Origin of the sequence: Rathayibacter sp. AY1B7 (assembly GCF_002932735.1) — a bacterium.
Classification (GTDB): domain Bacteria; phylum Actinomycetota; class Actinomycetes; order Actinomycetales; family Microbacteriaceae; genus Rathayibacter.
On record NZ_PSWK01000006.1, the window covers coordinates 82935 to 96688 of the forward strand.

The following is a 13754-nucleotide window of genomic DNA, read 5'->3' on the forward strand; positions in this document are numbered from 1 at the left end:
ATGTGCTTGTGCTACGCGCTGCGGCGGGAGATGAGCGAGTGCTCGACGACGATCTCGCTCGGGTGCGCCGGAGGGCCGTTCCGGATGCGCTGAGCGAGGAGGTCGACGGCCGTCTTGGCGATCTGGCGGCTGCCGGGATCGATCGTGGTGAGGGCGGGTATCGCGTAGGCGGCGGCGGTGACGTTGTCGAAGCCGACGACGGCGATGTCCTCCGGTACGCGGATGCCGCGAACGTGCAGTGCGTGCAGTGCCCCGAAGGCCAGGGTGTCGTTGAAGCAGAAGACGGCGTCCAGAGGGACGCGGGAGTCGAGCAGCTGCGTCATCGCGACGGCGCCGTCGGCGTGGTGCCACTCGGTGGCGACCGCGACGAGGGCGGGGTCGAACGGGATCGCGTTCGCCTCGAGGGCACCGCGGTATCCGTCCAAGCGGAGTGCTGCGGCGCTGACGGATCCGCCGGCGGGGTTGCTGCCGATCGCGGCGATGCGCCGGTGTTGGCGGTCGATCAGGTACTGCGTGGCGGTGGCCGCGGCGGCTGTGTTCGCCATGGTCACGTGATCGACCGGGCCGTCGAAGATCCTGTCGCCCAGGAGAACGAGTGGGCGGTCCCCGACGAGTACTTTCTCGTCTCCGGGGCCGAGTGCGTGGGGCTGGAAGATCAGTCCGTCCGACAGCTGGCGGCTGGAGCCGGAGAGGACGGCGATCTCGGCGTCTCGGCGCGCTCCGGTCTGCTGGATGATCACGGTCCAGCTGTGCCGCTCGGCCTCCGACATGATGACCGTCGCGAGCTGGCCGAAGTACTCGATCGCGAGATCCGGGATCGCGAGGGTGATGAGCCCGGTCTGGCCGGTGCGCAGTCCGCGCGCGGAGACGTTGAGTTGGTATCCGAGATCGCGGACTGCCTTGAGGACGAGATCGCGGGTCTCGGGTCTGACGTTGGCGTTGCCGCTGAGCACGTTGGAGACCGTGCGAGCGGTGACGCCTGCAGCAGCGCCGACATCGGCCATGGTCACCGGGCGGGTTCGCGATCGCGGCATCGGCATCATCCCTCCCATGAGCGTTCCCCGATCATCCCAGGTCGACGGTCGGCGAGAGGCGCACGGTCACCCAGGCGATGGCGGGGATCCGGAGCGAGAGGACGCCGTCGGTCAGCGCTACGGCGAGGGGCCGCGGAGTGACGGTGTCGGGGAGCTCCGCCGAGTTCGTCGCGAAGGGGTCCTCGTGTCGGAGGATCAGTGCATCTGTCACCGTGAGGGTGGGGAACGACGTGAGGTCGACCGTGGTGTCCGTGACGCCGTCGGTCGCGCGGTTGACGATCATCAGGTCGAGCGAGCCGTCGGCGTGCGCCGCTGCGGCGAAGGCGAGGACGGGAGCGGAGTCATCGTCCGCTCCCGTGCTGTCCGCCTCGACGACGGTCCGGAGCGCGGTGGCGCCGGCGGAGCGCCGTGCCTGGGCGAACGGCCAGAAGGTGCTCTGCCGCCAGGCGGGGCCGTCCGGCTCGGTCATGATCGGACCGATGACGTTCACCAGCTGAGCCATGCTCGCTGCCCGGACGATGTCGGCTCTGTTGATCATGCTGATGAGCATGTCGCCCACGACGACGGCGTCCGCTGCCGTGTAGCGGTCCTCGAGGAGTCGGGGCGCCTCCTCCCATTCGAGCCCTCCGGCGACTCGTTCATCGTGTGCGACGAAGTCCCACACGTTCCACTCGTCGAAGGAGATGGCGATCGGACGCTCTGATCGCCTCTGTGCTCGGACCTGTCCGATCGTGTCGGCGATGGCGGTGATGAAGCGGTCCATGGCGACGCCGGAGGCGAGGAACGCGGAGAGGTCGCCGTCGTAGCGGAAGTACTGGTGGCACGAGACGAAGTCGACGTGCTCGACCGTGTGCAGCAGCACCTCCTGCTCCCAGGCTCCGAAGGTGGCCATCCGGTCGTTCGAGCTGCCGCAGACGATCAGTTCGAGGTCGGGGTCGAGTGCGCGCATGGCGGCGGCGGTGCGGGCGGCGAGACGCCCGTACTCGCCGGCGCTGAGATGGCCGATCTGCCACGGCCCGTCCATCTCGTTGCCGATACACCAGAGCCGGATGTCGTGCGCCTCGTCGGCGCCGTTCGCGCGCCGCTCGTCCGAGAGCGTCGTGCCGCCGGGGTGGTTCGCGTACTCCAGCAGGTGCAGGGCCGAGCGGATTCCGTCGGTCCCGAGATTCAGCGCCATCATCGGCTCGACGCGCGCCGCCCGGCACCAGCGGACGAACTCGTCGATCCCGAAGCGATTCGGCTCGACGGTGTGCCAGGCCGGATCGAGCCGGACGGGACGATTCTCGACCGGACCGATGCCGTCGCGCCAGTCGTACGCCGAGACGAAGTTGCCGCCCGGGTAGCGGACGGTCGTGACTCCGAGCTCCTCGACGAGCGCGAGGACGTCGGTGCGGAATCCGTCGGCGTCGGCGCTCTCGTGCGAAGGATCGAGCAAGCCGCCGTAGACGCCTCGGCCCAGGTGCTCCACGAACGATCCGAAGAGCCGCGAATCGATCGTCCCGACCGTGAAGGCGGGGTGCACGATGCCGTGCGCTCGGTGGACGGGGTGCGAGGTCATGGCCGTTCCGTTTCATCGATGAACTGGTGCGCACAGTATGCACGCCTCGACCAGCGCACCGCGACATGACCGGGTGAATCGCGGATATTGACGGAGGTGGCCCGGCGGCTCTACTATCGCCGACAGCGGTCCTCGATTTCATCGATGAAATGCCTGGCACCAGGTGGCCGAGTCAATGAAGACAGTGAAAGCGAGGCACGTCGTGAGGCGTCACAGCACCCGGATCAGCATTGTCGCAGCGGTCACAGCCGCCACTGCGGCCCTTCTCCTCAGCGGTTGCACGCCGTCGTCCGCAGGAGGCGCCTCGGCCGGGAACGGCGGCGACACCCTGACGGTCTGGCACTACTACTCCGTGGACGGACAGACGGCCGGCCTCGACGACCTCGCGTCGGACTTCGAGTCGACTCACGACGGCGTGCAGGTCGAGAACGTCTACGTCCCGTTCGATCAGCTGACGAACAAGCTCGTGCAGGCTGCCGGAACCGGGACGGGTCCGGACGTGGTCGTCTACAACGCGGCCGACACCTACACGCTCACCGAGGCGAAGGCGATCGAGCCGATGAACGACTGGTGGAACGAGTACGCCGACGCCGGCCAGTTCCCCGACGCCGTCGTCCAGAAGGTCGGCGACGACGTCATGGGCGTGCAGGGCTTCGTGAACCTGATCGGCCTCTGGTACAACCAGGACATCCTCACCGAGCTCGGCGTGCAGCCCCCGACCACCTTCGACGAGCTCGAGGCCGACCTGGCCCTCGCGAAGGCAGCCGGCAAGGACGGGATCACCCTGACCGGCAAGGCGAACTCCGAGGGCGAGTGGCAGGCGTTCCCGTGGCTCTCGCGGGCAGGCTGGGACTACACGACCCCCGAGCAGGAGCCCCTCGAGGACGCCTTCGGGATGGTCCAGGACTGGACCGCGAAGGGGTACCTCACCAAGGAAGCGGCGACCTGGGACCAGACGGTCCCCTTCCAGCAGTTCGAGGCCGGCAACACGGCCTTCGCGGTGAACGGCAACTGGCAGATCGCCTCCGCGAAGAAGGACGCATCCTTCGAGTACGGCGTCGTCCCGATCCCGGTCGGCGACAAGGGCTCCGTGTATCTCGGCGGCGAGGTGCAGAACGTCGGCGCGTTCTCCAAGAACAAGGAGCTCGCGCAGGAGTACCTCGAGCAGGAGTTCTTCTCGAAGAAGGGCCAGCTGACGCTGCTCGACGCATTCGGATCCATTCCGTCGCGAGCGGACGCCGCCGCGGACGAGAAGGTCGGGAGCGATCCGGTCCTCTCGCAGTTCGCGACGATCCTGCAGGACAACGGTCACACCTCCCCCGACCCCGCGATCCCCTCGGAGAACGTCGCGAAGGTCCTGCAGACGGTCGGTGAATCGTGGAGTGCCGCCGTGGCGGGCAACGGGTCACCCGAACAGCTCTCGAGCGATCTGATGACCACCCTCACCCCGCTGCTCGCGCAGTAGTCCCTCACCACCGACGAACGGAGCGACCGTGAGCAGCACCTCGACCACGACCCGGAGACGATCCGGTGTCGGCGGCGGCCGATTGGGCTTCGCCGCACCGGGAGGAGTGCTGCTCGCGGCGCTGTCGCTCTACCCCATCTACCTGCTGATGAGGATGAGCGTCAGCGAGGTCAGCTCCGGAACCCTCAACGGGGACTGGCCGTTCGTCGGAGTGCAGAACTTCCTCGCGCTGCTCCAGGGCTCCGACCTCGGCGGCGCCACGCTGCGCACCGGGGCCTTCGTGGTCCTGGTCACGGTCGTCGGGGTCGTCGGAGGACTCGGAGCGGCGATCGCCCTCCGTTCCTCCCGGCTGGGCAGTGCCTTCCTCCTGGGGATGATGGTGTTCATCTGGGCCATGCCGCCCGTGGTGAACGGCAGCATCTGGAAGTTCCTCCTCGCCGATCAGGGTCTGGTCAACACGCTCGTGCGGGCGACCGGCCTCTCGGCGGAGGGCGTCCCCTTCCTCTACGACGCGAGGTTCGCGCTGCTCTCGGTCGCGATCGTGAACGCCTGGGCCGTCATCCCCTTCAATGCGCTGGTCTTCCGGTCGGCTCTGCTGGGCATCGACCCCGAGATCCTCGAGGCGGCCTCGGTCGACGGCGCGAGCCGCTGGCAGGAGATCCGGAGCATCCTCATCCCCGCGGCGCGGCCGACCGCCGTCATCCTGGCGATCCTGACCGTCGTCTACGCCTTCCGCAGCTTCGACTTCATCTACGTGATGACCGCCGGCGGCCCCGGAGACGCGACGTCCACGCTGCCCTACCTCAGCTACTCCCAGGCCTTCGTCCAGCACGACTACGGACTTGGTTCCGCGACGGGCATCATCGCCCTCGCCATCGTGGCGGTCCTCGCCGTCGTCTACGTCCGATCGACCAGGAGCGAGTCCTGATGAGCACCCTCACCGCCCCCCTGACCCGCCTGCGAGGCGGCGCTGCGACCCGCGTCGCGCGACCGTCCCGCACCCGGGAGCCGGTCGCCTTCACCGTACGCGTGGTGCTCTACGTCCTGTACGGGCTGCCCCTTGTCTGGATCGTGCTCACCTCCCTCAAGCGCCAGGGCGACGTGGTCGGCGGAGCGATCCTCTCGGCGCCCTCCTTCGACGCCTATGCGGAGGCGCTCGCGAACCCCGCCCTCGCGACGGCGCTCGCCCAGTCGGCGCAGATCGCCCTCGGGACCACTGCACTGGTGCTCGCGCTCGGCGTCCCGTTCGCCTACGCGCTGCGCCGCGTCGACGGCGTCGTCGCCGGTCTCGTCCTCGGGCTGCTGATCTTCCTGCAGATGGTGCCGCAGACGGCGAGCATCATCCCTCTGTTCGCGATCTTCAGCAGGCTCGGTCTTCTGGACACCACCGCCGGTCTCGTCCTCGCCGATACGGCGATGTTGCTGCCGTGGGCCGTGCTGCTGCTGCGACCGTTCTTCGCCGCGGTGCCCGACGCCATCGAAGAGGCCGCCTCCATCGACGGGGCCGGTCGGCTGCGCACCTTCTTCGCCGTCGTCGTCCCGATCGTTCGAAACGGCATGGCGACGGTCGGCTCGCTGATCTTCCTCGTCGCCTGGGGCGAGTTCCTCTTCGCGATCAACCTCTTCCTCTCTCCGGTCAACTACCCGATCAGCGCTCTCATCGCGCAGCAGACGTCGGGGTACGGGATCGACTGGCCCGGGCTGATGGCTCTCGCGGTCATCTCCTCGCTGCCGCTGCTGGCCGTCTACGTGCTGTCGTTCCGGCTGCTGCGTGAGGGCCTCGCCGTCGGCAGCGTCAAGTAGCAGTCGTCCTTCCTCTCGTCCCGCGCCACTCGTGAAAGATCCCGTCATGACCTTCTCCCCAGCCCTGCCCGTTGACCCGGCCGCCGGGACCCTGACACCCCTCGCCATCGACCGGGTCCAGCTGGACCCGGAGGGGTTCTGGGGACGTCGGGTCGCCGTCAACGCGACCGCCACCTTCGAGCACAACCTCGGCTGGCTGGAGCGCGCCGGATGGCTGCGCAATTTCGAGCTCGCCGTCGGGGGCGGACTCGCCGAAGGCCGTCGCGGACGCGAGTTCGCCGACTCCGAGGTCTACAAGACCCTCGAAGGGCTCTGCTGGCACACCGCCGGACGTGAGGACCCGGAGACCGAATCGATCATCCGCGCTCTCACCGCCCGCATCGTCAGTGCGCAGGAGAGCGACGGCTATCTCGGCACCCGCTTCGGCCGGCACGGTCAGGCTGAGCGTTACAGCGACCTCGAGTGGGGCCATGAGCTGTACAACGCCGGACACCTCCTCCAGGCCGCGGTCGCGCGACTGCGCACCCACGGTGAGGACGGGTTCACGCAGGCCGCGCGCCGTCTCGCCGACCACATCTGCTCGGAGTTCGGGGCGGACGGCCGCCAGACGGTCTGCGGACATCCGGAGATCGAGGTCGCGCTCACGGAGTTCGCCCGCGCCACGGGGGAGGAGCGCTACCTCGAGCAAGCCCGCGTGTTCTTGGACCGCCGCGGTCACCAGAGCCTGGAAGACGTCGAGTTCGGTCGCGCCTACTTCCAGGACGACGTCCCGATCCGCGAGGCCAAGGTCCTCCGCGGACACGCGGTGCGCGCCCTCTACCTCACGTCCGCGGTGGTCGACGTCGCCGTGGACACTGATGACGCCGAGCTGCTCGCGATCGTCGAGCGGCAGTGGGAGGCCACAGTCGCACGCCGGACCTACATCACCGGTGGAATGGGCTCGCATCACCAGGACGAGGCGTTCGGCGCCGACTTCGAGCTACCCAACGACCGCGCGTACTGCGAGACCTGCGCCGGCGTGGGCTCGATCATGCTCTCGTGGAGGTTGCTGCTCGCCACCGGCCGCCCGCGCTACGCGGACCTGATCGAACGCACTCTGCACAACATCATCGCCACCGCCGTGTCCGAGGACGGCCGCTCCTTCTTCTACGCGAACACCCTCCACCGGCGCGAGCCTGGCGTCGCGTCCTCCCCGGAGGAGCAGTCCAAGCGCGCGGACTCCAGTCAGCGGGCGGCGTGGTTCGACGTCGCCTGCTGCCCCAACAACCTCGCCCGCACCTTCGCCTCGCTGTCCGGCTACCTCGCCACCACCGATGCGAAGGGTGTGCAGCTGCACCAGTACGCGTCCGCCACGATCTCCGCCGCTCTCCTCCAGGGAGACGTCTCGATGGAGGTCTCCAGCGACCTGCCGGAGCGGGGGCGAGTCGCCGTGACCATCACGCGCACACCCGTCGAGCCGTGGACTCTGACGCTGCGGATCCCGACCTGGGCGACGAACGCGGACGTCGTCGTCGTCTCCGCCGACGGGGATGCTGCCGAGACGCCGACCGGACCGTTCCACGGCACGCTCCACCTCGAACGGCGTTTCCGCGTCGGCGACCGGATCGAACTCGACCTCCCCTTCGAACCCGTCCTCGTGCAGCCCGACGAGAGGATCGATGCCACCCGCGGCACCGTCGCCGTCCAGCACGGACCGGACATCCTCTGCCTCGAGTCCGTCGACCTCCCCGCCGGCGCCCACGTCGACGACATCGCCCTGGACGCCGGAGCGGTCCCGATCGCACGAGAGGGGCGTGTGACGCTCGCCGGCAGCGTCGCCGAACGCGACGAGCACGAATGGCCCTTCTCCAGAATCCCTCGAACCCCGCACCGACGGCCGTTGACCGTGGCGCTCACCCCGTACCGGTCGTGGGGATCCCGAGGTCCCGTGTCGATGCGCATCTGGCTTCCCGTGAACCACTCCTGATTCCCGGGCGAGCTCCCACCGCCGGGCGGATCCTCGCTCCTCTGCGGCGGCCGCCGGTCACCGCATCCGCACTTCGACGAAGAAGGCAGGACATGTCCCTCCTCTCACGCAGAGCCTCTCGGCTGCTCGCGGCACTCACGATCGGCGTCATCGCCGCAGCAGGATCGGTGGTGGTCGGCCAGACCGCCGACGCCGCCACCAGCTACCCCTACACGCTCGCCTCCGACAAGATCCGCGCGAGCTTCGCCGCGGACGGGTCGATGCAGTCGCTCAAGATCGTCGGCGACCTACACGACACCGAATACCTGATGAACCCGGACAGCGCTCCGGAGCAGGCCCGCGAGACGAACAGCAAGTACCGCCAGTGGTTCGGGAACCTGATGTTCTCCTACGCGAACGGCACGGGAGCAGTGTCGACCACCGGTGTCGGCGCGAACCCCTGGAAGACCGCGTGGACCTCCCAGTCGGCCGACGGCCGCACCGTCTCGGCGACGTCGAGCAGTGTGACGGTCACCCACCAGAACTCCACCGACGCGGAAGGCGTGAAGGGCTTCACCGTCACCGAGACGTACTCTCTCGCCTCCGACGGCTCCCTGGTCTGGAAGCAGGACGTCAAGAACACCGCGGCCACGCAGCTCGTCATCGGCGACTGGGGTGTCCCCGTTCCCGGCAACGAGCTATGGAGGCAGGGCGACTCGATCTACGAGACCCGGGTCCTCACACACTCCTACGTGGGTAAGAACGGCTCCTACGTCACTCTCGAGCGTCCCAGCGGCCAGGGCCCGTTCATCGCCATGACCGCCGACACCGCATCCGGCTCCGGCTTCGAGTACCAGGACCGCTGGCGCACCGAGGAAGTCGGCAACACCTCCTGGGCCTGGAACTCGGCGAACGAGAGCTCGAACATCAAGGGCCTCAACATCTACTACCCGCACTCCACCGCGATCCAGAAGACCAACCGCGGCTACCTCAGCTCCACCAGTGTCGCCATCGCGCCGGGCGCGACGAAGAGCTACACCTATCGCATCGGCAAGGTCGATGACGACGCAGCACTCAAGCAGACGATGTTCGATCGAGGGCTGCTCGACACCACGGTCGTCCCCGGACTCATCGTGCCCATCGACCGGCGCGCAGAGATGGCGTTCCGGATCAAGGGCACCATCACGTCAGTCACCGCGCGCAACCGCAACGACCTCAAGGGGTCAGCGCCCACGAACCCCGTCGTGACGTTCTCCCGGAGCAACGGCGACTACCGGATCTACGGGATGACCTTCGACCGCACGCAGCTGGGCGCCAACGACGTCACCGTCTCGTACACGGACCAGACCGGCGCCGCGCGGCAGTCCGTCCTCCAGTTCTCCGTGATCGACAGTGTCGCGGGACTCCTCGACACGCATGCGAAGTTCATGGTCGAGAAGACCCAGTGGAAGCCGTCCGACGGACTCTCCGCGAGCGACATCCGCAACTACACCTTCGACGACTGGATGATGAACGCCCCCGACGGCAGCCTCGCCACCACGACGAACGCCCCTCAGGGCCGCCGCAACGAGTACGCCGGCTACTACGGGCTCGGCGACGACTGGGGACTCCCGCACGGCCAGTTCCTCGCGGAGAAGCTCGTCGCCCTGCCCGACGCCACCCAGATCAAGGCCCTCGACGACTACCTCCAGAAGGCCGTCTGGGAGAACCTGATGGGGAACACGTCGCCCAGCGCCGCGCCGAAGTACACCGTCTACGACTTCTGGGAGCAGGGGAAGCCCGGCAGCCTGAACACCACGCCCGGCTACCGCGGCTACGCCTACCCGCACGTCTACAACACGTTCTTCGGCATGTACAACATCGCCAAGCAGAACCCCTCCGCGATCGCCTACGCCCACCCCGCTCAGTGGTACCTGACGACGGCCTACGGGATCTTCAAGGAGCTCTACGAGGGACCCGTCGCCTACAACTGGGAGACCGGACTCATGGGTGAGCTCTCGACACCCGATCTCATCGCCGCATTGCGCGCCGAGGGACTGGACACGCAGGCCAACGACATCGAAGCGAAGATGGCGATCAAGTACGCCAACTTCTCCTCCAACGCCTACCCCTACGGCTCCGAGTACAGCTACGACAACACGGGGGAGGAGGCGGTCTACACCCTCGCCAAGCTCAATGTGAACGACGACAAGACGAACGCCCTGCGCGTCATGCGCGACATCGTCGCCAAGACGGAGGCCGCCCGCGGACGCATGCCCGTCTGGTACTGGTACTCCGACCCCACCACCATCACGGGCGAGAACTGGTGGCAGTTCCAGTACAGCGCCTCCCTCGCCGGCTACACGATGGACGACTACATCAACCACACCGCAGCACTCGAGACCGGAACCACGGCCATCACCGCCGCGCGCCGCGCCGAGCTGCAGCGCCTGAACTACGCCGGCAAGGTCGCAGGACTCGCGACCATCAACTCCGGCCAGATCAGCAACGCGCCGGCCAACATCGGAGCCGCATCGTGGTCGTACCAGGCCGAGCGCGGCAACCTCGGCACCCTCGGGGTCGGCGGAGGCGCGAACGTCAAGCTGAACAACGGCTGGCGGGGCATGACCGGCGAGAGCGATCTCGGACTGTGGGGCACCCTGCAGACCCTCAGCGCCGACGTCGTCACCGATGACCCCATCTTCGGAGTCGTCGGATACGGAGCGGACGTCTCGCGGGACGCCTACTCCACCACCGTCATCCCGAAGGACGGCCTGCAGCGCCGCCTCAACCTGGTGACCCAGCAGCTGTCGGTCGACCTCGAGAACGACGCCTACTCGCAGGCGATCGTCGGCTCGAACAGCGCCGACCTGCGCCTGGACATGCTCAACCGCACCGGCACCGCACACTCCGGCATCGCGGAGGTCAGCGGCCTCGCGCAGGGCAGCTACGCGGTCATCGTGAACGGCGTGCGCCAGCGCACCGTCAACGTCTACCGGCCCGCCTCTCTCGCGGGAACGCTTCCCGCGCCGGTCCGCGTCCCGTTCGATGCGCCCGCCGGCAGCACGTACATCGTCCACCTGGTCTCGACCGCCCCGGGCGCGAATGCGGCGCCGACCGTCAACGCCGGACCCGACCAGGCCGGGCTGTCCCTCGGACTCGATCCGATCCAGCTCAGCGGATCCGCCTCCGACGACGGACTCGGCTCGCCGAACGGAACCCTGACGACGCAGTGGAGCGTGCAGTCTGCTCCTGCCGGTGCCACCGCGACCTTCGCGTCGCCGACTGCTCGCCGCACGTCTGCGTCGGTGAGTACCGCCGGCAGCTACGTGTTCGCACTCCGGGCAAGCGACGGCGTCCTTGCGACCACCGACACGGTGTCCGTGACCGTTCAAGCCCTGCAGCCGCTCCCGGCCGACTGGGTGACCTACACCTTCGACTCATCGTCGAACGGCACCGTCCCCGACGCCTCCGGCAACGGCAACGCGCTCGCGCTCAAGGGGACGGCGGCAACCGCCACCGACGGCACGGCGAGCGTGCTGCGGCTGAACGGAAGCGACGGGGCCTTCGCCCAGCTGCCGTCGGACATCCTGTCACGCTCGAAGGACCTGACCATCTCGATGAGGGTGAAGGTCGATTCGATCTCCACCTTCAGCCGGCTGTTCGACTTCGGCAGCAGCACCCAGAAGTACGTGTTCCTCACGCCGAAGTCGACTGACGGGAAGCTAGGGCTCGCCCTCACGACCTCCGGTAATGGAGCGGAGACACGGATCTCGACGAACTTCACGATGCCCGCTGGGCAGTGGACCGACATCAAGGTGACCTTCAAGGCGAATACGAACGGCACGACGACGGGAACGATCTTCGCCAACGGAGTGCAGGTCGGGCAGAACACCGCCATGCCGCTCGCTCCGAAGGACCTAGGCCGCACCAGCGGCAACTTCCTCGGCAAGTCACAGTTCCCCGACCCGTACCTCGCCGGCAGCTTCGACAGCTTCGAGATCGACGGAGTCGTGCGCTAACGACACCCGAAAGACCAGCGCTGAACCGCTCGTCGCCCCCTCCTCACGCGGCGACGAGCGGTTCAGCACCTCTTCCCGCGCACAACTTCTGCGCATCAGCCCTCGCCCGCTGGCGCCACCGAGGGGCGAGCTGGTTGAGGTTGCTCGAGACGTACCCGATCGTGCTGCGGATGTTCATCAGATCCGCGGCAACTGACTTGAACTCCGCGTCCGTGATGACCGCGTCCTCGGCCGTCGCGGACTCGAACGGGGAAGTGCGATGCCCGCAGCGGGTCGAGCAGGCTGTCGCCGGCGACTACTCGCCGTCCTTCGCCCTCGCGCTGATGCAGAAGGACGCGGGGCTGATCCAGGCCTACGCGGACAGCGTCGGCGCACCCGTCCCCGGCGTCGCGACGGCCCGCCACTACATCGACGAGGCGATGGCCGCCGGCTTCGGCGGGGAGAACGCCTCGGCGCTGATCAAGGCGATCGCCGCGGAGGCCGACGTCGACCTGACCCGGCGCTGACCCTCCGCCCCGGGGTGCCCCTGCCCGGCCGTGACGGCCGCCGCAGGGGCTCCCCCGGCACCCTCCCCGTCCCGGCCGCGCCGCGTGCTTCACTGGAGGGATGACCACGCGTGACGACCACATCGCCGACTTCGCCGAGTTCCTGACCGCCTCCCCCTCCTCGTACCACGCGGCCGCCGAGGCGGCACGGCGCCTCGAGGGAGCCGGATTCACGGGGCTGGACGAGACGCAGGCGTGGCCCGCGGGGCCCGGCCGGTACTACGTCGTCCGCGACGGCGCGATCATCGCCTGGCACCTGCCCGAGGGCTCCGGGGCGACCACGCCCTTCCGCATCCTGGGCGCCCACACCGACTCCCCCGGCTTCATGCTCAAGCCCCGGCCGACGATCGGTTCGAAGGGCTGGCTGCAGGCCGGCGTCGAGATCTACGGCGGCCCGCTGCTCAACTCCTGGCTCGACCGCGAGCTCGAGCTGGCCGGGCGCGTGGTCACCCGCGACGGCTCGACGCGCCTGCTCCGGACCGGCCCGCTGCTGCGGATCCCGCAGCTCGCGATCCACCTCGACCGCACGGCGAACGAGGGCCTCACCCTCGACCGCCAGAAGCACACCGTCCCCGTGTTCGGCATCGGCGACGCCTCCGAGGTCGACCTGCTCCAGCTGCTCGCCGCGCACGCCGGGCTCGACGACGCCTCCGACATCGCCGGCTACGACCTGCTCACCGCCGACACGCAGGCGCCGCGCCGCTTCGGGCTCGACGAGATGTTCCTCGCCGCCGGGCGGATGGACAACCTCAGCTCCGTGCACGCCGGCCTCGTCGCGCTCCTCGCGGCGAGCGCCGATCCCGCGGCGCCGCCCGCGCACATCAGCGTGCTCGCCGCCTTCGACCACGAGGAGCTCGGCTCGGCGAGCCGGTCCGGAGCGAGCGGGCCGTTCCTCGAGGACGTCCTCTCGCGCATCGGCACGGCCCTCGGCGCCGGCGTCGACGAGCGCGCCCGGGCGATCGCCGCCTCCTGGTGCCTCTCGGCCGATGCGGGCCACTCCGTGCACCCCAACTACTCCGAGAAGCACGACCCGTCGAACCAGCCGGTCGCCGGGAAGGGGCCGCTGCTCAAGATCAACGCGACGCAGCGCTACGCGACGGATGCGCGCGGTGCGGCGCTGTGGGCGGGCGTCTGCGAGCGCGCCGGGGTCGGGTACCAGGAGTTCGTCTCGAACAACTCGGTGCCGTGCGGATCCACGATCGGCCCGCTGACCGCGACCCGGCTCGGCATCTCCACGGTCGACGTGGGAGTGCCGCTGCTCTCGATGCACTCGGCGCGCGAGCTCGCCCACGTGGACGACCTGGTCGCCCTGACCGCGGCGATCGAGGCGTTCTTCACTCCCTGAGCCGGGTCCGGCGCGACCGGGATACCGCGGCCTGGAGCACCCACCGGGCGGACCCTGC

General features: G+C 68.8%; 9 protein-coding genes. 7 read left to right on the forward strand and 2 right to left on the reverse strand.

Annotated features, from left to right (window positions below; translation table 11 throughout):
- Nucleotides 1–11 precede the first annotated feature (11 nt).
- Together C5C95_RS05195 and C5C95_RS05200 are read right to left on the reverse strand one after the other, a co-directional pair.
- Nucleotides 12–1034 (reverse strand): LacI family DNA-binding transcriptional regulator, encoded by a 1023-nt coding sequence (locus C5C95_RS05195; protein ID WP_104257515.1) that lies wholly within the window; start codon nt 1032–1034, stop codon nt 12–14.
- Nucleotides 1035–1065: 31 nt separating this feature from the next.
- The gene (locus tag C5C95_RS05200; protein ID WP_104323956.1) at nt 1066–2592 is read right to left on the reverse strand and encodes an alpha-N-arabinofuranosidase; all 1527 of its coding nucleotides are present in this window, start codon (nt 2590–2592) and stop codon (nt 1066–1068) included.
- Between the two features lie 202 nt (nt 2593–2794).
- Here C5C95_RS05200 and C5C95_RS05205 point away from each other — a divergent pair, with 202 nt between their 5' ends.
- The 7 genes from C5C95_RS05205 to C5C95_RS05235 all read left to right on the forward strand — a co-directional run bounded on the left by C5C95_RS05205 (nt 2795) and on the right by C5C95_RS05235 (nt 13696).
- Nucleotides 2795–4057, forward strand: a complete 1263-nt coding sequence (locus C5C95_RS05205) for an extracellular solute-binding protein (RefSeq protein WP_181074959.1) — start codon at nt 2795–2797, stop codon at nt 4055–4057.
- A 28-nt stretch (nt 4058–4085) separates the two neighbouring features.
- Nucleotides 4086–4985 (forward strand): carbohydrate ABC transporter permease, encoded by a 900-nt coding sequence (locus C5C95_RS05210; RefSeq protein ID WP_104247247.1) that lies wholly within the window; start codon nt 4086–4088, stop codon nt 4983–4985.
- Complete coding sequence (locus C5C95_RS05215) at nt 4985–5860, forward strand: carbohydrate ABC transporter permease (protein WP_104224039.1); 876 nt, start codon at nt 4985–4987, stop codon at nt 5858–5860. Before C5C95_RS05210 ends, C5C95_RS05215 begins: the two co-directional genes overlap by 1 nt.
- A 46-nt stretch (nt 5861–5906) precedes the next feature.
- Nucleotides 5907–7826: a glycoside hydrolase family 127 protein gene (locus C5C95_RS05220; RefSeq protein WP_104225865.1), complete on the forward strand. Its 1920-nt coding sequence runs from the start codon at nt 5907–5909 to the stop codon at nt 7824–7826.
- Between the two features lie 92 nt (nt 7827–7918).
- Nucleotides 7919–11806, forward strand: coding sequence for a DUF5695 domain-containing protein (locus tag C5C95_RS05225; RefSeq protein WP_104323957.1), 3888 nt, complete (start codon nt 7919–7921; stop codon nt 11804–11806).
- A 215-nt stretch (nt 11807–12021) separates the two neighbouring features.
- Nucleotides 12022–12312 (forward strand): NAD-binding protein, encoded by a 291-nt coding sequence (locus C5C95_RS05230; RefSeq protein WP_258072629.1) that lies wholly within the window; start codon nt 12022–12024, stop codon nt 12310–12312.
- 100 nt (nt 12313–12412) lie between these two features.
- Nucleotides 12413–13696: a M18 family aminopeptidase gene (locus C5C95_RS05235; protein ID WP_104323959.1), complete on the forward strand. Its 1284-nt coding sequence runs from the start codon at nt 12413–12415 to the stop codon at nt 13694–13696.
- Nucleotides 13697–13754: the final 58 nt, after the last annotated feature.

Coding starts and splice junctions, on each gene's coding strand:
- C5C95_RS05195 (WP_104257515.1), bottom strand. CDS start 1,034: ATGCCGCGATCGCGAACCCGCCCGGTGACCATGGCCGATGTCGGCGCT.
- C5C95_RS05200 (WP_104323956.1), bottom strand. CDS start 2,592: ATGACCTCGCACCCCGTCCACCGAGCGCACGGCATCGTGCACCCCGCC.
- C5C95_RS05215 (WP_104224039.1), top strand. CDS start 4,985: ATGAGCACCCTCACCGCCCCCCTGACCCGCCTGCGAGGCGGCGCTGCG.
- C5C95_RS05220 (WP_104225865.1), top strand. CDS start 5,907: ATGACCTTCTCCCCAGCCCTGCCCGTTGACCCGGCCGCCGGGACCCTG.
- C5C95_RS05225 (WP_104323957.1), top strand. CDS start 7,919: ATGTCCCTCCTCTCACGCAGAGCCTCTCGGCTGCTCGCGGCACTCACG.
- C5C95_RS05230 (WP_258072629.1), top strand. CDS start 12,022: ATGACCGCGTCCTCGGCCGTCGCGGACTCGAACGGGGAAGTGCGATGC.
- C5C95_RS05235 (WP_104323959.1), top strand. CDS start 12,413: ATGACCACGCGTGACGACCACATCGCCGACTTCGCCGAGTTCCTGACC.